Raw genomic sequence first — 19732 nt, forward strand, 5'->3', positions numbered from 1 at the left:
CTGGTCACGACCACATGCCGAGATTCGTCGACATCGCCCCGGTGTAGTTGCCGTGCGCGGTCGCGGCGGCCTTCTTCAACTGCGCCAGCGCCTCGCGCATCATCGCCTCGCCGCGCACCCAGTGCTGATGCGCCTCGGCGTGCGCGGCCGCGGCCTCACCTGTCCATGTGGTGTGCAAACGCGTTACGCGGGAATCGATTTCGGTGATCATGTCCTCGGCGTAGCGCTGAAAATCGGCCATTCGCTGCACCGAGTCGGCCAACGCCTGCGGATCCACCCGAAACGCCTCAGCCACCGAGCACCGCCCGCTCGGCTGCGGCGGACCCGGCCTCGTTGGCCTGATAGCCCTCGGAGGCCTGGCCCACCAGATGCCCCAACATCGACAACCCCAGCTGCACCTCGCGAGCGCCCCGATGCCAGAGCTCCCACGCCGAGGAATACGCCGTCCCGGACGCGCCTTGCCAGCCGCCCAGCATCTGCCCCACCTGATCGTCCAGCTGGGCGAGGCGGCTCGAGAGGTGCTCGGCCGCGCCAGCGATGGAAGCGGCGTGACTTTGCATCACCACCGGGTCAACCCGCACGGTCTCGTCGGCCATAACCGGAAAATAACGCCAGCTAGATGCCCCCACAAGTCACCGGTGCCAGACTGATGGCCATGACCGACGCCCCCCGACGGCCGCAGGTGGAACTGCTGACCCGCGACGGCTGCACCATCTGCGTGCGGGTGTATGACCGGCTCAGGGAACTGGCGCCCGAGCTCGGTTTCGACCTGTCAACCACCGACGTCGACGCCGCCGCGGCCGCCGGCAACCCCGCGTTGCGCGCCGAATTCGGTGACCGGCTGCCCGTGATCCTGCTCGACGGCCGCGAGCACAGCTATTGGGACCTCGACGAGCCGCGGCTGCGCGAGGATCTCGGTCGATGAGCGTGCGGCCGGCAGCGGGCCGCTGTGACGCTGGGCAATTATTTGGTAGCCCACCTGATAAACGATTACCTTGGAAACCAGTTCAGTTACTGGAGGAAGCAAGGGAGCTGGCCAGGTGATGCTGCCGTGAGCGTCTTGCTCTTCGGGGTTTCGCACCGCAGTGCGCCGGTCTCCGTCCTGGAACAACTCAGCATCGACGAATCCGATCAGGGCAAGATCGTTGACCGAGTGTTGCAGTCGCCGCTGGTGACCGAGGCGATGGTGCTGTCGACATGCAACCGGGTCGAGGTCTATGCGGTGGTGGACGCGTTCCACGGCGGGTTGGCGGCCATCGGGCAGGTGCTGTCGGATCACTCCGGCATGTCTATGGGGGACCTGACCAAATACGCGTATGTCCGCTACAGCGAGGCCGCCGTCGAGCACCTGTTCGCGGTGGCCAGCGGCCTGGACTCCGCGGTGATCGGTGAGCAGCAGGTGCTCGGCCAGGTGCGTCGCGCGTACGCCACCGCGGAAGGCAATCGCACCGTCGGCCGGGTGCTGCACGAGCTGGCCCAACGGGCGCTGTCCGTGGGTAAGCGGGTGCACTCCGAGACCGCCATCGACGCGGCCGGCGCCTCGGTGGTGTCGGTCGCCCTCGACATGGCCGAACGCCGACTGGGCGGCCTGGAAGGCAAGACGGCCGCGCTGGTCGGCGCCGGCGCGATGGGCGCCCTGGCCGCGGCCCACCTGACCCGCTCCGGCGTCCGGCGGGTGCACGTCCTGAACCGGTCGTTGTCCCGGGCGCAGCGGCTGGCCCGCAAGATCCGCGAATCCGGTGTGCAGGCCGACGCGATGTCCCTCGACCGCCTGGCCGACGCGGTGGCCGAAGCCGACGTCATGGTCAGCTGCACCGGCGCGGTGAGCCCCGTGGTCACGCTGGCCGACGTGCACCACGCGCTGGCCGCCGCGCGCCGCGACGAGTCGACCCGTCCGCTGGTCATCTGCGACCTGGGCATGCCGCGCGACGTGGACCCGGCGGTCGCCGGGCTGCCCGGTGTGTGGGTCGTCGACGTGGACCGCGTGCAGCACGAGCCCTCGGCGCACGCCGCGGCCTCGGACGTCCACGCCGCGCGCCACATCGTGGCGGCCGAGGTGGCCGCCTACCTGGCCGGCCAGCGCATGGCCGAGGTCACCCCCACGGTGACCGCCCTGCGCCAGCGCGCCGCCGACGTGGTGGAGGCGGAACTGCTGCGCCTGGACAACCGGCTGCCCGGCCTGGAGAGCGCCCACCGTGAGGAGGTGGCGCGCACCGTCCGGCGGGTGGTGGACAAGCTGCTGCATGCGCCGACCGTGCGCATCAAGCAACTCGCCAGCGCGCCCGGCGGCGACAGCTACGCCGAGGCCCTGCGTGAACTCTTCGAACTCGACCAGACCGCCGTCGACGCCGTCGCTGCGGGCGAATTGCCCGTCATCGCAACGGGATTCGACGCCGGAACGCAAGAACCTGCCGCCGAGTAGCCGATTGGCGAATGTGATCCGGATAGGCACCCGGGGCAGTCTGTTGGCCACCACCCAGGCCGGCGTCGTCAGGGACGCCTTGATCGCCAACGGCCACCCCGCGGAGTTGGTGATCATCACCACCGCCGGCGATCGGTCGTCGGCGCCGATCGAGACCCTGGGCGTCGGCGCCTTCACCACCGCGCTGCGCGAGGCCATCAACGACGGCCGGGTGGATGCCGCGGTGCACTCGCACAAGGATTTGCCCACGGCGCACGACCCGCGGTTCACGATCGCGGCGATACCGCCCCGCAACGACCCCCGCGACGTGGTGGTGGCCCGCGACGGGCTGGTGCTGGGAGAGTTGCCGCCGGGTTCGCTGGTGGGCACGTCGTCCCCGCGCCGGGCCGCGCAGCTTAGAGCATTGGGTCTCGGTTTGGAAATTCGCCCCCTACGAGGCAACCTAGATACCAGGTTGAACAGGGTAAGCAATGGTGATCTCGACGCGATCGTGGTGGCCCGGGCCGGACTGGCCCGGCTCGGTCGCCTCGACGATGTGACCGAGACGCTAGAGCCGGTGCAGATGTTGCCAGCACCGGCTCAGGGCGCGCTCGCCGTCGAATGCCGCGCGGGTGATGGGTTGGCGGCGGTGCTGGCGGAGCTGGACGACGCCGACACGCGCGCGTCGGTCACCGCGGAGCGAGCCCTGCTGGCCGAACTGGAGGCGGGTTGCTCCGCACCGGTGGGCGCGATCGCCGAGGTGGTCGAGTCCATCGATGAGGACGGCCGCGTCTTCGAAGAGCTGTCGCTGCGCGGTTGCGTGGCGGCGCTGGACGGGTCCGACGTGATACGCGCGTCCGGGATCGGCACCGCCGACCGGGCGCGGGAGCTGGGGGTATCGGTCGCCGCGGAGTTGTTCGAACTCGGCGCCCGAGACCTGATGGCCGAAGCGCGGCAGGACCCGAACCGAGGAAATTAATTGCGAGTGACTGGGAGCGACAATGACGACGCGAGGGCGTAAGCCGAGACCCGGCCGCATCACCTACGTGGGTTCCGGGCCGGGCGATCCGGGTCTGTTGACCACCCGGGCCGCCACGGTCTTGGCGAACGCCGCCCTGGTGTTCACCGACCCCGACGTGCCGGAGGCGGTGCTGGCGCTGATCGGCAAAGACCTACCACCCGTTTCCGGCCCGGCGCCCGCCGACGCCGCCGCCGGCAACGGCGACGGAACCACCGGCGGAACCGAGCAGCCCGCGGTGATATCGGCGGGGCCCGATGTCCGCCCGGCGCTGGGCGAGCCGGCCGAGGTGGCCAAGACGCTGACCGCCGAGGCCCGTACCGGCGCCGACGTGGTGCGGTTGGTGGCGGGTGACCCGCTGACGGTGGACTCGGTGATCACGGAGGTGAACGCCGTCGCGCGGAGCCACCTGCACATCGAGATCGTGCCGGGCCTTTCGCCGACCGGCGCAGTGCCCACCTACGCGGGGCTGCCGTTGGGCTCGTCGCACACGGTCGCCGATGTGCGCGACCCGCAGGTGGATTGGGACGCGTTGGCCGCGGCGCCCGGCCCGCTGATCCTGCAGGCCACGACGTCGCATCTGGCCGACGCGGCGCGCACCCTGATCGAGCACGAGCTGGCGGAGAACACGCCGTGCGTGGTGACCGCGCACGGCACCACCTGCCAGCAGCGGTCGATCGAGACGACGCTGGGCGGTCTGACCGACTCCGCCGTGCTGGGCGGCACGGACCCGGCGGGCCCGTTGACCGGCCCGCTGGTGGTGACCATCGGCAAGACGGTGGCCAGCCGGGCGAAGCTGAATTGGTGGGAGAGCCGGGCGCTGTACGGCTGGACCGTGTTGGTGCCCCGCACCAAGGACCAGGCCGGCGAGATGAGCGAGCGGCTGACCTCCTACGGTGCTCTGCCGATCGAGGTGCCGACCATCGCCGTCGAGCCGCCCCGCAGCCCGGCCCAGATGGAGCGGGCCGTCAAGGGTCTGGTCGACGGGCGCTTCCAGTGGGTGGTGTTCACCTCCACGAACGCGGTGCGCGCGGTGTGGGAGAAGTTCGGCGAGTTCGGGCTGGACGCGCGGGCGTTCTCGGGCGTCAAGATCGCGTGTGTCGGCGAGTCGACGGCCGACCGGGTCCGGGCGTTCGGCATCAGCCCCGAGCTGGTGCCGGCCGGCGAGCAGTCCTCACTCGGTCTGCTCGACGACTTCCCGGACTACGACAGCATTTTCGACCCGGTGAACCGGGTGCTGCTACCGCGGGCCGACATCGCCACCGAGACGCTGGCCGAGGGCTTGCGCGAACGCGGCTGGGAGATCGAGGACGTCACCGCCTACCGGACGGTGCGCGCCGCGCCGCCGCCGGCGGAGACGCGGGAGATGATCAAGACCGGCGGCTTCGACGCGGTGTGCTTCACCTCCAGCTCCACCGTGCGCAACCTGGTCGGCATCGCTGGCAAGCCACACGCCCGGACGATCATCGCCTGCATCGGTCCCAAAACCGCCGAGACCGCAGCGGAATTCGGCCTGCGGGTGGACGTGCAGCCCGAAACGGCCGCCGTCGGTCCCCTGGTCGACGCTCTGGCCGAGCATGCCGCCCGCTTGCGCGCCGAGGGTGCGCTGCCGCCGCCGCGTAAGAAGAGCCGCAGGCGCTAGTGCCCGCGGCGATCGCAAGCGCGGCCGCGGTGACCGCACCCGCTGCGGAGCCGGGCGCTGGGGGCACCCCCCGCTTGCGGGGGACGGGTCGCCGCTCGTGAGTGCCTACCCGCGGCAGCGTCCGCGCCGGCTCCGTTCGACCCCCGCGATGCGTCGGTTGGTGGCGCAAACATCTTTGGAGCCAAGGCATTTGGTGTTGCCGATGTTCGTCGCCGACGGGATCGACGAGCCGCGGCCGATCGCGTCGATGCCCGGCGTGGTGCAGCACACCCGCGATTCGCTGCGCAGCGCCGCGGCCGACGCCGTCACCGCCGGGGTGGGTGGACTGATGCTGTTCGGGGTGCCCCGCGACGAGGACAAGGACGCGACGGGGTCGGCCGGCACCGACCCCGACGGCATCCTCAACCTCGCCCTGCGCGATTTGGCCAAGGACCTCGGGGACGCGACGGTGTTGATGGCCGACACCTGCCTGGACGAATTCACCGACCACGGCCACTGCGGCGTCCTGGACGCCAGGGGACGGGTCGACAACGACGCCACCTTGTCCCGCTACGTGAAACTGGCTGTGGCACAAGCGGAATCGGGCGCACATGTGGTGGGACCGAGCGGGATGATGGACGGCCAGGTGGCCGCGATCCGCGACGGGCTGGACGCCGCGGGCTACACCGACGTGGTCATCCTGGCCTACGCCGCGAAGTTCGCCTCGGCGTTCTACGGCCCGTTCCGCGAGGCGGTCAGCTCGAGCCTGTCTGGTGACCGGCGCACCTACCAGCAGGAGCCGGGCAACTTCCGCGAGGCGCTGCGCGAGATCCGGCTCGACATCGACGAAGGCGCGGACATCTTGATGGTCAAGCCCGCGTTGGGATACCTCGACGTGGTGGCCGCCGCGGCGGACGTGGCGCCGGTGCCGGTGGCCGCCTACCAGGTCTCGGGGGAGTACGCGATGATTTGCGCTGCGGCCGCCAACAATTGGATCGACGAGCGGGTCGCGGCGCTGGAGTCGTTGACGAGCATCCGCCGGGCGGGAGCCGATATCGTGCTGACCTACTGGGCCGCCGACGTGGCGGGCTGGCTTTCGTGAGGTGGGGCTTGCTGTGAATTCCGAGTCGACGGCCGCGGACCGCAAGCCGCTGTTCTACGAACCGGGCGCCAGCTGGATTTGGGTGCTGTGGGGCCCGGTCGCCGCGGGCGCGATGATCCTGATCGAAATCTGGAGCGGCGCCCCCGTGTCGTTCCTGATCCCGCTGATCTTCCTGGTGCTGGTGTCGGGATTCGTCGGGTTGCAGGTCAAGGCGGCACGCATTCACGTGTCGGTCGAACTCACCGAAGACGCCCTGCGCCAAGGCACCGAGACCATCCTGGTGCGCGAGATCCTCAAGGTGTTTCCGGAACCGGAGAACCACGAGGCCTCCGGCAAGGAGTTGGCGCGGTGGCAGTCGGCGCGGGCCCTCGGCGAACTGGTCGGGGTGCCCCGCGGCCGGATCGGCATCGGTCTAAAGCTGACCGGAGCGCGCTATGCGCAGGCGTGGGCGCGCCGGCATCGTGAGCTCCGGGCAGCCCTGACCCCGCTGGTCCAGGAGCGGGTCGAACCCGCCGACGTCACCGACTTCGACCGTGACGACGACGCCGGGTCCGCGCCGTGAGCGCCCGCTCCCGGAGCACCAGGGCGTGGGTCGAACTCGCCCTGGCCTGCGCGGCCCTGATCGGCGCCGGCGTCAGCTGGGCCCGGTCGCACCACACCGTGGCGGTGGCGCCCATCGCGGACGGCCAGCCGTTCACCACGTCGACGGTGTACGACCCGCAGCTGCTGCTGCTCACCCTGTTGCTGCTGACCAGCGCCGGGGTGCTTGCGGTCGTGGGAATCGCCAGGCTGCGCCGTGAGCGGCGCGTTAAGACAACCTGACCAGCGGCAACGCCATCCGGCGGCGCCTGGCGATGGCGTCGGCCAGCTCGTGCAGCGCCTCGGGCACCGAGTAATTGTCGGAGAAACCGCCGTCAGCCACCAGCTCGGCGACCGCCGGGCTCGCCACCAAGGTCCACTGCACCCCCTCGGCGCGGCAGGCGTCGTCGAAGGTTTCCAGAAGTGAAATGCCCGCTGTAGCAAATTCGGTTACGCCGCCCATGTCGAGCACCACGCGGTCCTCTCCGACGATGAAACGCCGAATGTGGTCGCCGATCGTGTCGGCATTGCACGCGTCGATTTCACCCCGGATCGTGACCACGGTCGCCAGTTGGCGGCGGTGACCCCGAACCCACGCGCCGCCGCACTCGAAGATGCCGTTCTCATCCCGTGTCAGCACATCGGCGATCGTCATGGGCACCCCTCACTCTCCGTGGCGCTCGCTATGGCTTTGACGCTAAACCGCAAGGTTAAGGAGGGTGAAAGCCGCATCTAACTTTTTGTTAAGAAGGGGTCCCCGCCGCCATTTCGCGCCACTGCGAGCAAAGTCCGCCCGGCGCCCACTCGTGGCGAAAGACCGCGTGCCACACCACAACCGTCCGCGCATCAGCGCGATCGCGCTGCTAGGCTGCCAGGGCTACCGGTTGCGAGGCGGGGGACAGCGCGAGGTCGCCCGGTCAGCCGAGCTACCAGGCGAACGTGGAGTCCAGGCGGAAAGAGCATCGTGCGCGGCGCAGAGATCAGGGGAGAGATCAAAGCCCTGACGGGACTGCGCATCGTCGCCGCGCTGTGGGTCGTGCTGTTCCACTTCCGGCCGATGCTGGGCGACGTGGGGCCCGACTTCCGCGACGCCCTCGCGCCGGTGCTCAACTGCGGGGCCCAGGGCGTCGACCTCTTCTTCATCCTGAGCGGGTTCGTGCTGACCTGGAATTACCTGGACCGGATGGGCCGGTCGTGGTCGACGCGCGCGACCCTGCACTTCCTGTGGCTGCGGCTGGCCCGGGTGTGGCCGGTGTACCTGGTCACCCTGCACCTCGCCGCGCTGTGGGTGATCTTCACCCTGCACGTCGGCCATGTGCCGTCGCCCGACGCCGGTCAGCTCACCGCGATGAGCTATGTCCGCCAGATCCTGCTGGTGCAGCTGTGGTTCGTGCCCTTCTTCGACGACTCCAGCTGGGACGGGCCGGCCTGGTCGATCAGCGCCGAATGGCTGGCGTACCTGCTCTTCGGCCTCCTGGTGCTGGTGATCCTGCGGATGAAGCAGGCCACGCGGGCGCGCAGCCTGATGGTGCTGGCGTTCGCGGCGGCGTTGCCGCCGGTGATCATGCTGCTGGCCAGCGGCCACTTCTACACCCCGTGGAGCTGGCTGCCGCGGATCGTCACCCAGTTCGTCGCCGGCGCGCTGGCGTGTGCCGCGGTGCGCAGGTTGCGGTTGACCGATCGGGGCCGCCGCGTCGCCGGGTACCTGTCGCTGCTTCTCCTGGCCGCCATGGTGGGTGTCCTGTATTGGTTTGACGCGCACCCGATCTCCGGTGTCGTGGAAAACGACAGCGGCGGCGTGGTCGACATCTTATTCATTCCGCTGGTGATCACGCTGGCGATCGGCGTCGGCAGCCTGCCGAGGGTGCTCTCAACGAGGTTGATGGTCTACGGCGGGCAGATCTCGTTCTGCCTGTACATGGTTCACGAGCTGGTGCACACGGCCTGGGGCTGGTCCGTCGAGCAATTCGAGCTGAGGCCGCAGGACAATCCGTGGAAATGGAACGTCATCGGCTTGCTTGCGATCGCCGTGTTGATCTCGATCGTGATGTATCACTTCGTCGAAGAACCCGCCCGCCGGTGGATGCGCAAGATGGTCGACGTCAAAGCCGTCAGCGCGAAAAGCGAGCCCGAAGAGGTCGCGGGTGGCAAGGTCCATCCGATCGACCGCTCGCTGGAAAAGGTTTCAGCGCGCGCCGTGTGACGTTGTCTTAACGCCCCGCCGCGAATCGCGGGCGATAATCGATGAAAACGCAGTGGCACATGACGATGCCGTTGACAGGGGAGGGAGGCAGCAGTGAGTCGTCTGGCCACCTTCGCCATCGGTCTGACCTTTCTGGTCGGCATCGGCATCGCCTATCCCGCCCAGGTGCGCACCTACGACACGCTGACCCTGGATTTCCGGTTGAACCACTTGGCCGTCGTCGGGGACTCCTACACGACCGGCACCGGCGAGGGCGGCCTGGGACCGCGGTCGTGGCCCGCACGCGCGTGGGACGGGCTCGCGGCGCGGGGCGAGCGCGTCTCGGCCGACGTCGCGGCCGAGGGCAGGGCCGGTTACGGCATGCCGGGCGACCACGGCAGCGTGTTCGAGGACCTGACCTCTCGGGCCGTGCAGCCCGACGATGTGCTGGTGGTGTTCTTCGGCTCCCGCAACGACGAGCCGATCGATGCGGGTGTGATCGGTCAAAAAGCCCGCAGCACATTCGATTTGGCCCGCCGGCTGGCGCCGTCCGCGCGCTTCCTGGTGATCGGGCCGCCGTGGCCGACGGCCGACGTGCCCCTCCCGATTCTGCAGATTCGCGATGCGCTCGCCGCCGCGGCCGCGGGCGCGGGGGCGACGTGGGTCGACCCGATCGCCGAACGCTGGTTCGTCGGCAGGCCCGACCTGATCGGAGCGGACGGCGTGCACCCGAACGACGCGGGGCATCAATACATGGCGGACAAGATCGCGCCGCTCATCCAGACCCAGCTGTCGACCTAGGCGTGCCGGGCGGCTTCCTGAGCGAGCTGCACCCGCGACGACACGGCGAGTTTGGCGTAGACGTGCGTCAGATGGGATTGGACGGTGCGCGCGGAGATGAACATTCGCGCGGCAATGTCCTTGTTGGGCAGCCCTTCGCTGACCAGGCGAACCACGTCGAGCTCGGTCGGTGTGAGCGACTCCCAACCGCTGGCCGGTCGCCCACGCGCACCGCGACCCCGCCGCGCGTAGTTGATGGCCTCGCCGGCGGACAGCGCGTTGCCTTCGGTCCACGCTATTTCAAATGCGTTCTCGTCCAATCCTTCTCGTGCTGTCGCCAGTGCCGCGTCGTAGGCGGCTTGAAACGCCGCGAAGCGCACCGCCCCGTGCCGCTGACGGAACCCGTCGGCGGCGCCGAAAAGCCTTGCGGCATATTCGGGTTGGGTGTCGGCAGCGAGTGCTGCGAGGCCTTCGAGGGCATCTGGGAGATAAACGTATCCGCCGGTGCGGTCCGCGACCGCGACGGCGTCGTGGAGGTCGGTTTCGGCCTGCTGTGGCTCGCCCTGGGCCAAGGCGACCCGGGCCCGAGCGTTCAGTGCCATCACCCGATAACAACCCGGTACGTGCGCGACGGTTTCGTCGGCAAGGCGGCGGGCGGCGACGAGATCACCGCAACTCATGGCTGCGTCGGCCAGCGCCGCGGTGCTGCGGACGTACAGTTCCTTCAGGGGGGTGGTGTGCCGCAGGGCGGCGTCGCAGGCGTCCTTCGCGGCGGCGGGGTCACCAGCGGCCAGTTCGGCAAGGGACAGGGCCGCATAAGCGGTGTCCTCGTGAAAACCACCAAGGGTAGCCGCGATTTCCAGCGCGGCTCCGGCCGTGTCGCGCGCTGCCGCGGCTTCGCCGCAGAAGGACAGCGCAGGCCCCATGGCCTGCAGACCGAATGCCTGCATCGGCGCGTCACCGGCCGCGCGCGCCTCCTCGACCAGCGAGCGCCCCACCGCGAGAGCCTCGGTCAGCTTGCCCTGCAACACCAACGAACCGGTGAGGAACGTCCGGCAGTACCGGGACATGAAGCTATCGCCGAGCGCGTCGGCGAGGTCTCGGCCCTCCTCGCCGGCCGTCTGAGACGCGATCGGGTCGCCTCCGGTGTTGGTGGTGAAGCACTGGTAGGCGCGGACGCGGCACAGGGCGGAAAGGTCGCCGGACGCGCGAGCGAGGTCGGCCGCCTCGGCGAGATAGTCTGTCGCAAGCCCGATGTCGTTGAATGCGAGCATGCCCGCCGTGATCAGGCAGTGCACGATCAGCGCCGGATCGCCGAGTTGGCGGGCCGCCGCCAGCGCTTCTTCGGCGCGCTCCACGCTGGCCGGGACGGAAAACCAGACCGCCAGCAGTCCGGCGTCGGCGACCGCCCTGGCCCACACCGCGGTCGGGACGTCGGAGTCGCGGTAGCGGTCGTCGCCGAAGACGGTGCCGAATCCCGCCACGCCCTCGCGGTATCGCCCGTGCGTAACCCATACCCGCTGCAGGGCCGATGCCAGCCGCAGTGCAGGCCCGAACTCGGCGGCATCGCAACTCCACGCGTGGGCCGCCCGCAAATTGTCCATCTCCAGTTCGGCCCACGGGATCAGAGGTTTCCCGTCGCCACCCGACTGCGCTTCCAGCGCGACCGCGGCGACGGTGTAGTGGTCGCGGTGGCGCGTCCGGACGGGCTCGGCTTCGCCCGACTCGGCGAGCTTTTCCAGGCCGTACTGGCGGACGGTCTCCAGCAGGCGGTAGCGCATGACGCCGTCGACTTCCTCGGCGACGACGAGTGACTTGTCGACCAGGAGGCCAAGGAGGTCGATGAGCTGGAAGTGCTCCGCGTCGGTGTCGGCGCCGACGGCCTGGGCGGCGGCAAGGTCGAAACCGCCCATGAACACGGCCAGGCGCCGAAACAGGACGCGTTCGGGTTCGGTGAGCATGGCGTGCGACCAGTCGATGGACGCCCGCAGGGTCTGCTGGCGGCGCACCGCATTGCGCGCGCCGCCGGCCAGCAGGCGGAAGTTGTGGTGCAGGCCGTCGACGATCTGGGTCAGTGACAGGGTGCGGCTCCGCGCGGCGGCCAGCTCGATCGCCAGCGGCATGCCGTCGAGACGCCGGCAGATCTCGGCGATCACCGGCGAATTCTCTTCCGTCAGGCGGAAATCCGGCCTGGTCCGGCGGGCACGGTCGACGAACAGTTCGACGGCCTCGTCATCCACCGACAGCGACGGCACCCGCCAGGTGAGCTCCCCGGCGATGCCGATCGGCTCCCGGCTGGTCGCCAGCACCGTCACGTCCGGGCCCGCGTCGAGCAGCGCCGTCACCAGGTCGGCGCTGGCGTCCAGTAGGTGCTCGCAGTTGTCGAGCACCAGCAACAGGGTGCGGTCGCGCACGAACTTCGTCAGCGCTTCCATGGTGGAGCGGCCGGGCTGGTCGGCCAGACCGAGCGTGCGCGTCAGCACGACGGGCACGAGCAGGGGATTGGCGACGGGTGCGAGGTCGACAAACCAGGCGCCACCGGGGAACCCGTTGGCCACGCGGTCGGCGACCTGCACCGCCAATCGCGTCTTCCCGACGCCGCCGGCGCCGGTCAAGGTCACCAACCTGTTCTCTTTCAAGATCTGGGCCACGTCGCCGATCTGCGCCGCGCGGCCGACGAAGCTGGTCAACTGGGCCGGAAGATGAGAGGCCACAGCGTCATTCGCGGTGCGCAGCGGCGGGAAATCGTTGCGCAGTCCGGGATGGTTGAGTTGCACGACGCGTTCCGGTCGGGGCAGATCGCGCAGCGGGTGGACGCCCAGCTCGGTCAGCCAGGCGTCGGCAGGCAGCCGGTCGATGACCAAGGGTTCGGTCGCGCCGGAAAGCACCGTCTGCCCGCCGTGGGCGAGGTCGCGCAGTCGCGCCGTCCGGTTGATCGTGGGCCCGGCGTAGTTGCCGGCATCGCGCAGCTGGACCTCGCCGGTGTGCAGGCCGATCCGGATCCGGATCGGCGGGAGCACGGACAGTTGAAGTTGTAGCGCGCAGGCCACGGCGTCGCTGGCGCGGGCGAAGGCGAGCACGAAGCTGTCGCCCTCGCCCTGCTCGACGGGCCGCACCCCGCCGTGGGCGGCGACCAGGTCATTGACGGTCTGGTTCAGCTGCTCCAGGGCCGCCGGCATGGTGTCGGACTGCGTTTCCCACAGCCGGGTCGAGCCTTCCACGTCGGCAAGCAGCAAGGTCACCGTCCCAGTGGGCAGCTCGCTCAAGCTCTGCTCGCTCCAGTCCAGCAGCGGCATGTCCGCCGACGAATCGATGTCGATCATGTTAGCCAGCGTGCGGCCACGCCAGCGGCAAAACATCAGCTAAAGCGCGCAGAGTTCGGCTGCGACCGCGCGGATTTACGAAGGACGTTCAGTCCTCGGCGTGTCGCTCGTAGTCCCATCGTTCCAGGCGAGCCTGCAAATTCAGCAAGCCGAACCCGGCGACTGGAGCGGCGGCCGCAATGCAGGCCAGCAGCAGCGGAGTCATCCCCTACAACCTCCCAAAACCCTTCGCTGATATGACGTTCGTCAACCACCAGAAGTTCATCGCCACTCACCCACCCGTCAGCGCACGGTCTGCGAGCGCGCCCATCACCGGCGCCAGCAACTGCGCGTACTCGGTAGTCACGTGATTGTCGTCGCGGAACACCAGGGTGTTGCCGACGATCATCGGGCAGCGGTCGGGGGTGCAGAACAGGTCGGTGAGATCCGCGTACTGGCCGCCCCCGGCCGTGGTTGCCGCCCGCTCGGTGGCGATGCCGTCGTCGTTGACCGCGTCGGACCGCGTCGGCGCGCAGGCGCCGGCGTCGTCGAGGTGCCCGGAAAGGCAGGCGGGCACCGACGAATGGGGATCCGGGGCGGGCCCCAGGACCAACACCGCCGCGCCGGTGCCGCGCAGTTGCGCGACCGTGCGGCCCAAGGTGTCGATCCATGCCGGGTCGTAGGAGGTGAAGCCGAAGTCCGCGGCGTAGCGCCGGCTCATGTCCACCACCACCAGGCGCGGATGCTCGGCGGCCACCCGGGCCATGACCTGCCCACGCCACTGTTCGCACTCGCTGTACTCCCGGCCCAGGTACGGGCTGACGATGCGCAGATCCTGGATGGGGCAGGTCACTTTGGCCAACGTCTCCAACCGCCAGTGACGTTGCTCGGCAACCTGCGCAAAGGCGGGGTCCCACATGGCGGCGTGCGAGTCGCCGATCAGTGCGACCCTCGTCGGCGAGGCCAGATCTCCCGTCGCACAATCGTTTTGACCTACCTCGCGCCATGAGCGCACGCATCCGTTGACGAAGACGGCCGCCTTGTCGGCGGGCGCCTTGGCGAGCGGGGGATCGAGATTGGCGGGAATGGCTTTCAGGTCCGCCGATGCGGCGACGGCCGCGCGCGCCTGCGCGAACGCCGCGCGGACCGCCGCCTCCGGTGCGCTGACGGTGGGCGCGGCGCCGGTCGGTGCCGCCACGATGTTGGCCCGCGGCGCGGCCGCCCCATGGCCGACCGGCACGGGCACCACGTTCAGCAACAGCGCGCAGGCGCAGGCCGCGACGGCGCTGGCGGCCCCGGCGACGGCCAGGCTGGCCCGCGCCGACCGGCGCAGGGCGGCGGCGAACCGGCCGGGGTTTTCGACCAGGTGCAGGGTGATGATCGCGAGCCCGGCGGACACGGCCGTCGCGGTGAGCCGGGCCGGCAGGCCGGCGGGCTCCCCGAGCAGTGCCGGCATCAGCAGCAGCACCGGCCAGTGCCACAGGTACCAGGAGTAGGAGATCCGGCCGATCGCGCGCATCGACGGCCGGCACAGCAGCCGACCTGCCCCCAGGCCGCGGGTGACGCTGCCGCCGCCGATCACGAGCGCGGTCCCCAGCACCGGCATCAGCGCCGCGGTGCCGGGGTAGGGGGTGTGCGCGTCCAATTGGGTGCAGGTCAGCAGGATCAGCGCCAGCCCGCCCCACCCGGCGACCGACGCGGTGCGCAGCGACAGGTGGCGCCACTGCCGGATTGACAGGGCCAGCAGCCCGCCCGCGGCCAGTTCCCAGGCGCGGGTCGGCAGGGAGAAGAACGCCCAGGACGGTGAAGTCCGGCTCCACAGCACGGCCGCCGCCAGCGACGCCGCCCCCACCAAGCCAAGGACCACCGCATACGGTGTCGCGCGCCCCGCTAAGTTGCGCAGCGCGGGGACGCGCCGCACCAGCCAGGCCGTGCCGATGATCAGCACCGGCCACACCAGGTAAAACTGTTCCTCCACGCCCAGCGACCAGTAGTGCTGGAAGGGCGACTCCTGGTGCGGCGTCAGGTAATCGGTGCCCTGGGCGGCGAACCGGTAGTTGCCGACATAGAGGGCGCTGGCGACGCCGTCGAGGAACACGCTGCGCGCCTGCAGCGGCGGCAGGACGACGGCCGCGCCGATGGCGGTCAGGACGCCGACGACCGCGGCGGCCGGCAGCAGGCGACGGGCCCGCGCCCCGTAAAACCGGCCCAGCGCAACGGCGTTCGTGGACGCGACCTCGCGGAACAACAGACCGGTAATCAGGTAGCCGGAGATGACGAAGAACACGTCCACCCCGATGTATCCGCCGGTGACCCCCGGGATGCCCGCGTGATAGAGCACCACCGCGATGACCGCGACCGCCCGCAGGCCCTCGATGTCGGGTCGAAATCCGGTCCGCTTCACCGCCCGCTCGGTTTGGCGGGTGGTGAGTTCGCTCGGCCGGACGCTCATGGGGTCTCCGCTAGGTCGCCATCCACGCGAGTTCGCCGGGCAACATGAGACGCCACCAGGTCATGTCGTGTCCGCCGACCGTGAAGCTGACTGTCGGTGGCGTTTTGAGTTGGCTGACGAATTGGCGGGTGGCGGGATAGAACCGGTCGAAGGTGCCGCAATCCACGCGGAGCGGAATTTGCGACAGCGCAGGCACACCCAGCACGCTGTTCTGCGTCCAGTCGTCGTTGCTGTCGAACGCTTTTGGAGCGCTGTCGGCGAACGAGCTGTACAGTGCCGGGCTGATCGCGCAGATCCCCGCGGTCCGCGCAGGCCCCAGCTTGGCGCCCAGGTGCAGCGCCCCGTAGCCCCCCATCGACCAGCCCATGAAGCCCACCCGGGAGGTGTCGAAGCCCATCGTGGACAGCATCGGCAGCAGCTCGTCGAGCACCATCGCGCCGGAGTCGGTGCCGTCGGCCCGCTTGTGCCAGTAGGAGTCGCTGCCGCCGTCGACGCCCACCACCGCGAACGGCGGCTTGCCCTCCTTGACCAGCTGGGCCAGGCCATGCTCGACACCGCAGTCGAGCATCATGTTCGCGTCGCCGTCCTTGCCGTGCAGGGCGATCACGGGGCGCAGCGTCCCGGTTTGGCCGGGCGGCAGGGCGATCACGTAATTGGTCTTCACGCCCCCGCGGGCGGCGGAGACGAACGAACCGGTGAGCTTGGCCGGCAGGTTGCTGCTCGCCGCGGACGGCTCGAACGGGGCGGGTGCCTGCGGCAGCGTCGCGGCCTGCGTCCTGACCGGATCGAGCAGGCCACTCAGGGCGAACACGCCAGCGGCTCCCAGGCCGGCGCTGGCTCCCATTCGCAGCACCGCCCGGCGGGTCAGGTCAGGCATGATCGCAATGATGCCGCCCTGACCGGTGATTACCTGCCGAGCCACGCCGAAATGGAAGCATTGTGTGATCTGGCGTGACCTGTCGGTCTCCAACCGGTTACCTGCGGTGCACCGATTCGCCGCCTCGGGCGGCTCCGGCAGGCCGAGTTGCGGCCTCGTGATAGGCCCATCATCATGGCCGCGGCCGTCGCGCCATCGCGGGATCTGACCCGTCGTATCCCCTTGCGCCGCAGGGGAACAAGCGGCGGAAACGGCGCCGCGGCGGGCGGCCGGGTGAGCCATGCGCACCGCGCGCTCGCCCCGGTGTGGCCGCCGCCGGCCGGGGATGCAATCTCGACGGTTTCAACCCTCGCGGGCCGGAGGCAAGTTTCGCAGGATGGAGCTTTCGTGCTTTGCGTCGTGGATTGAAAGAGGATTGAGGATGAGTCTGGCGTTCCACTGGTTTCTGCCGACCTATGGCGATTCCCGGAACCTGGTGGCGGGCGGACACGGCACGCCGATGTCCGGCGATCGGCCCGCCACGCTGCGCTACCTGCACCAGATCTGCGCGGCCGCCGAGGACAACGGCTTCGAGGCGGTGCTCACGCCCACGGGGTTGTGGTGTGAGGACGCCTGGTTGACGACGGCGATGCTGGTCGAGGCGACCGAGACCCTGAAGTTCCTGGTGGCCTTCCGGCCGGGGCTGCTCAGCCCCACCCTGGCGGCCCAGATGGCCGGGACCTACCAGCGCCACTCGGGTGGGCGGCTGCTGCTCAACGTCGTCACCGGCGGCGAACCGCACGAGCAACGGGCCTACGGGGACTTCCTGGACAAGGAGGCGCGGTACGCGCGCACCGCCGAGTTCCTGGACGTGGTGCGCCAACTGTGGACGTCGAAGACGCCGGTGACCTTTGCCGGGGAACACATTCGCATCGAGGGCGCGCAGCTGAACAATCCGCCCGACCCGATCCCGGCGGTGTTCTTCGGCGGATCGTCGGCATCGGCCGGCCCGGTCGCGGCCAAGTATTCCGACGTGTATCTCACCTGGGGAGAGCCGACCAAGGCGGTCGCCCAGAAGCTGGATTGGATCCGGGGGCTGGCGGTCGACGCCGGCCGAATCCTGCAATACGGCTTGCGCATTCACGTCATCAGTCGCGACACCTCCGAGCAGGCGTGGGCCGAGGCGGACCGGTTGCTGGCCGCCGTCGACCCGGCCGACGTGGAGAGGGTGCAGGCCAGCCTGGCGCGCAGCGAATCCGAGGGTCAGCGCCGCATGCTGGACCTGCACGGCGGCAACAACAACCGGCTGCTGGTCGGCCCCAACCTATGGGCGGGCGTGGGCCTGGTGCGGGGTGGAGCGGGCACCGCGTTGGTCGGGTCGCACGCCGAGGTTGCCGAGCGGCTGGCCGAATACGCCCAACTCGGCATCACCCACTTCATCCTGTCGGGATATCCACACCTGGAAGAGGCCTACTGGTTCGGCGAGGGCGTGCTGCCGCTGCTGGAGCGGATGGGCCTGTGGCAGCACCCGAACCGTCAAGCCCACCCGGTATCGGCGACGCCGTTCGCGGTCGCCTCGGCCCACTAAGGCCATGGCGGCTACCTTGCCGGCGCCCTCGACCGGGGCGGGGATCAGCGCAGTCACCGGGGCGGTCGACGAAACCGACGCCCAGCAACGCCACCGCCTGCGCGTCGTCGTCGCGGCCAGCCTGTTGGGCACCACCGTGGAGTGGTACGACTTTTTCCTCTACGCGACGGCGGCGGGCCTGGTGTTCAACAAGGTCTTCTTCCCCAGCGAGAGCTCGCTGGTCGGCACGCTGCTGGCGTTCGCCACCTTCGCCGTCGGGTTCGTCATGCGGCCGGTCGGCGGGCTGGTGTTCGGCCACATCGGCGACCGGATCGGCCGCAAGCGCAGCCTGGCGCTGACCATGCTGATCATGGGCGTCGCCACGGCGCTGATCGGGGTGTTGCCCACCGCCGCCCAGATCGGGGTGTGGGCGCCGCTGCTGCTGTTGGCGCTGCGGATCCTGCAGGGGTTCGCCCTCGGCGGTGAATGGGCGGGTGCGGTGCTGCTGGCCGTCGAACACAGCCCCGAAGGCCGCCGCGGCCGGTTCGGGGCGATTCCCCAGGTCGGCCTGGCGCTCGGATTGGCTTTGGGCACAGGCATTTTCGCCTTCCTGCAGATCGCCCTGGGCCCGGCCCGATTCCTCGCCTACGGCTGGCGCATCGGTTTCCTGCTCAGCCTGGTGCTCGTCGTGATCGGCGTAGTCGTGCGGCTGCGGGTCGAGGAGACGCCGGCCTTCCAGGAGCTGCGCGACCTCGAGGCCACCGCGACCGTGCCGATCCGCGAGATCGTCCGCGAACCCGGGTCACGGCGAAACACCGTGTTGGGCTTGCTGTCTCGCTGGGCCGAAGGCTCGGCGTTCAACACCTGGGGCGTCTTCGCCATCAGCTACGCCACCGGGGCGCTCGGCCTCAACCGGGTGTCGGTGCTGGTGGTGGTGACCGTCGCGGCCTTGCTGATGGCGGTGCTGCTGCCGGTGTCCGGGGCGCTGACCGACCGGTTCGGCCCGCGCCGGGTGTATCTGGCCGGGGTGGCCTGCTACGGCATCGCGGCGTTTCCCGCCTTCGCGCTGTTCGGCACGAAAAGCCTGGTCTGGTTCGCCGTGGCGCTGATCGTCGTGTTCGGGGTGGTCCATGCGCTGTTCTACGGGGCGCAGGGCACGCTGTACTCGTCGCTGTATCCCACCAGCACCCGCTACACCGGATTGTCGTTCGTCTACCAGTTCTCCGGAATTTTCGCCTCCGGAATCACCCCGATGATCGTGACCGCGCTGATCGCGGCGCTGGGCGGCGCGCCATGGTTGGCGTGCGGCTATCTGGTGGCGACGGCCGTCATCAGCGTGCTCGCCACGGCGGCGATCCGCGACCAAGATCTGCATCTTTGAGCTGACTACGCGGTAGACAACCGCATTCCTCGTTACGCTGCACCGGTAGCCCCCCGTCGGGAATCGCGAGGAAGCGAAAAACAATGACTGACGCGAACGTCGCCGGTTTCGAACCGCTGTACGACGAGGCCGAACACGCCGGCCGCCGGATCCCCTGGGACATCGGCGGACCACAGCCGGCGGTGCAGCAATTAGTAGCCTACGGCGGGATCCGCGGCGAGGTGCTCGACCCCGGCACTGGCCCCGGCCATCACGCCATTCACTTTGCCGCGCACGGGTATTCGACGACCGGAATCGACGATTCGCCCTCGGCCATCGAGCAAGCGAAACGCAACGCGGAGCGGGCGGGCGTCGAGGTCGACTTCCAGGTTGCCGACGCCACCAAACTGGAAGGATTCGAGGGCCGCTTCGACACGGTCGTCGACAGCGCGTTCTATCACGTCTTCCTCAACGACGGGGTCATCCAGACGCGGTACGCGCAGGCGCTGCAC

The 19732-nt window shown here is 69.6% G+C and carries 17 protein-coding genes and 1 pseudogene; 12 read left to right on the forward strand and 6 right to left on the reverse strand.

The window, feature by feature from the left end; genetic code table 11:
- Nucleotides 1-4 precede the first annotated feature (4 nt).
- Together A5681_RS25120 and A5681_RS25125 are read right to left on the reverse strand one after the other, a co-directional pair.
- Nucleotides 5-295 (reverse strand): WXG100 family type VII secretion target, encoded by a 291-nt coding sequence (locus A5681_RS25120; RefSeq protein ID WP_067282311.1) that lies wholly within the window; start codon nucleotides 293-295, stop codon nucleotides 5-7.
- Nucleotides 288-596: a WXG100 family type VII secretion target gene (locus A5681_RS25125; protein ID WP_067282315.1), complete on the reverse strand. Its 309-nt coding sequence runs from the start codon at nucleotides 594-596 to the stop codon at nucleotides 288-290. The genes A5681_RS25120 and A5681_RS25125 overlap by 8 nt, the downstream gene beginning before the upstream one ends.
- Nucleotides 597-655: 59 nt before the next feature.
- Between A5681_RS25125 and A5681_RS25130 the strand changes: the two are divergent.
- The 7 genes and pseudogenes from A5681_RS25130 (at nucleotide 656) to A5681_RS25160 (ending at nucleotide 6964) form a co-directional block, all read left to right on the forward strand.
- Nucleotides 656-1044: pseudogene (locus A5681_RS25130) on the forward strand (glutaredoxin family protein).
- A gap of 7 nt (nucleotides 1045-1051) precedes the next feature.
- Nucleotides 1052-2422 carry a glutamyl-tRNA reductase gene (locus tag A5681_RS25135; protein WP_067282318.1) on the forward strand — a complete coding sequence of 457 codons (1371 nt, stop codon included), beginning with the start codon at nucleotides 1052-1054 and terminating at the stop codon, nucleotides 2420-2422.
- A 13-nt stretch (nucleotides 2423-2435) separates the two neighbouring features.
- On the forward strand, nucleotides 2436-3380 hold the full coding sequence (hemC, locus tag A5681_RS25140) for a hydroxymethylbilane synthase (RefSeq protein WP_067282400.1): 945 nt from the start codon (nucleotides 2436-2438) through the stop codon (nucleotides 3378-3380).
- Between the two features lie 22 nt (nucleotides 3381-3402).
- Entirely contained in the window at nucleotides 3403-5061 is a 1659-nt protein-coding gene (locus A5681_RS25145; RefSeq protein WP_067282321.1) for a uroporphyrinogen-III synthase, read from the forward strand.
- Nucleotides 5062-5158: 97 nt separating this feature from the next.
- Nucleotides 5159-6142 carry a porphobilinogen synthase gene (gene hemB, locus A5681_RS25150; RefSeq protein ID WP_082968535.1) on the forward strand — a complete coding sequence of 328 codons (984 nt, stop codon included), beginning with the start codon at nucleotides 5159-5161 and terminating at the stop codon, nucleotides 6140-6142.
- Between the two features lie 49 nt (nucleotides 6143-6191).
- Entirely contained in the window at nucleotides 6192-6704 is a 513-nt protein-coding gene (locus A5681_RS25155; protein ID WP_067282403.1) for a DUF3093 domain-containing protein, read from the forward strand.
- Complete coding sequence (locus A5681_RS25160; protein WP_067282327.1) at nucleotides 6701-6964, forward strand: hypothetical protein; 264 nt, start codon at nucleotides 6701-6703, stop codon at nucleotides 6962-6964. The genes A5681_RS25155 and A5681_RS25160 overlap by 4 nt, the downstream gene beginning before the upstream one ends.
- Here the strand turns inward: A5681_RS25160 and A5681_RS25165 are convergent.
- Complete coding sequence (locus tag A5681_RS25165) at nucleotides 6951-7376, reverse strand: STAS domain-containing protein (protein WP_067282338.1); 426 nt, start codon at nucleotides 7374-7376, stop codon at nucleotides 6951-6953. The two genes, A5681_RS25160 and A5681_RS25165, sit on opposite strands and share 14 nt — an antisense overlap.
- A 309-nt stretch (nucleotides 7377-7685) precedes the next feature.
- Here A5681_RS25165 and A5681_RS25170 point away from each other — a divergent pair, with 309 nt between their 5' ends.
- Both A5681_RS25170 and A5681_RS25175 read left to right on the forward strand, forming a co-directional pair.
- Nucleotides 7686-8924, forward strand: a complete 1239-nt coding sequence (locus tag A5681_RS25170; RefSeq protein ID WP_067282342.1) for an acyltransferase family protein — start codon at nucleotides 7686-7688, stop codon at nucleotides 8922-8924.
- Between the two features lie 93 nt (nucleotides 8925-9017).
- Nucleotides 9018-9704, forward strand: a complete 687-nt coding sequence (locus tag A5681_RS25175; RefSeq protein WP_067282346.1) for an Rv0518 family GDSL lipase — start codon at nucleotides 9018-9020, stop codon at nucleotides 9702-9704.
- On the opposite strand, the gene A5681_RS25180 is transcribed toward A5681_RS25175, so the two are convergent.
- The 3 genes from A5681_RS25180 to A5681_RS25190 form a co-directional block, all read right to left on the reverse strand.
- Nucleotides 9701-13006 (reverse strand): helix-turn-helix transcriptional regulator, encoded by a 3306-nt coding sequence (locus tag A5681_RS25180; protein WP_231996412.1) that lies wholly within the window; start codon nucleotides 13004-13006, stop codon nucleotides 9701-9703. The two genes, A5681_RS25175 and A5681_RS25180, sit on opposite strands and share 4 nt — an antisense overlap.
- 271 nt (nucleotides 13007-13277) lie before the next feature.
- Nucleotides 13278-15437, reverse strand: a complete 2160-nt coding sequence (locus tag A5681_RS25185) for an acyltransferase family protein (protein WP_067282349.1) — start codon at nucleotides 15435-15437, stop codon at nucleotides 13278-13280.
- A gap of 10 nt (nucleotides 15438-15447) precedes the next feature.
- Nucleotides 15448-16314, reverse strand: coding sequence for an alpha/beta hydrolase (locus A5681_RS25190; RefSeq protein ID WP_197498720.1), 867 nt, complete (start codon nucleotides 16312-16314; stop codon nucleotides 15448-15450).
- A gap of 421 nt (nucleotides 16315-16735) precedes the next feature.
- Between A5681_RS25190 and A5681_RS25195 the strand changes: the two genes are divergently transcribed.
- The 3 genes from A5681_RS25195 to A5681_RS25205 all read left to right on the forward strand — a co-directional run.
- The gene (locus tag A5681_RS25195; RefSeq protein WP_067282352.1) at nucleotides 16736-17881 is read left to right on the forward strand and encodes an LLM class flavin-dependent oxidoreductase; all 1146 of its coding nucleotides are present in this window, start codon (nucleotides 16736-16738) and stop codon (nucleotides 17879-17881) included.
- Nucleotides 17882-17885: 4 nt separating this feature from the next.
- Nucleotides 17886-19241 (forward strand): MFS transporter, encoded by a 1356-nt coding sequence (locus A5681_RS25200; protein WP_067282355.1) that lies wholly within the window; start codon nucleotides 17886-17888, stop codon nucleotides 19239-19241.
- Between the two features lie 83 nt (nucleotides 19242-19324).
- Nucleotides 19325-19732, forward strand: a 408-nt coding sequence (locus A5681_RS25205) for a class I SAM-dependent methyltransferase (protein WP_197498721.1), incomplete at its 3' end; no start/stop codon positions are given.

It is taken from the genome of Mycobacterium scrofulaceum, from assembly GCF_001667885.1.
In the GTDB taxonomy this organism is placed as follows: Bacteria; Actinomycetota; Actinomycetes; order Mycobacteriales; family Mycobacteriaceae; genus Mycobacterium; species Mycobacterium scrofulaceum_C.

Coding starts and splice junctions, on each gene's coding strand:
- A5681_RS25125 (WP_067282315.1), bottom strand. CDS start 596: ATGGCCGACGAGACCGTGCGGGTTGACCCGGTGGTGATGCAAAGTCAC.
- A5681_RS25200 (WP_067282355.1), top strand. CDS start 17,886: ATGGCGGCTACCTTGCCGGCGCCCTCGACCGGGGCGGGGATCAGCGCA.
- A5681_RS25185 (WP_067282349.1), bottom strand. CDS start 15,437: ATGAGCGTCCGGCCGAGCGAACTCACCACCCGCCAAACCGAGCGGGCG.
- A5681_RS25180 (WP_231996412.1), bottom strand. CDS start 13,006: ATGATCGACATCGATTCGTCGGCGGACATGCCGCTGCTGGACTGGAGC.
- A5681_RS25145 (WP_067282321.1), top strand. CDS start 3,403: ATGACGACGCGAGGGCGTAAGCCGAGACCCGGCCGCATCACCTACGTG.
- A5681_RS25195 (WP_067282352.1), top strand. CDS start 16,736: ATGAGTCTGGCGTTCCACTGGTTTCTGCCGACCTATGGCGATTCCCGG.
- A5681_RS25190 (WP_197498720.1), bottom strand. CDS start 16,314: ATGCCTGACCTGACCCGCCGGGCGGTGCTGCGAATGGGAGCCAGCGCC.
- A5681_RS25165 (WP_067282338.1), bottom strand. CDS start 7,376: ATGACGATCGCCGATGTGCTGACACGGGATGAGAACGGCATCTTCGAG.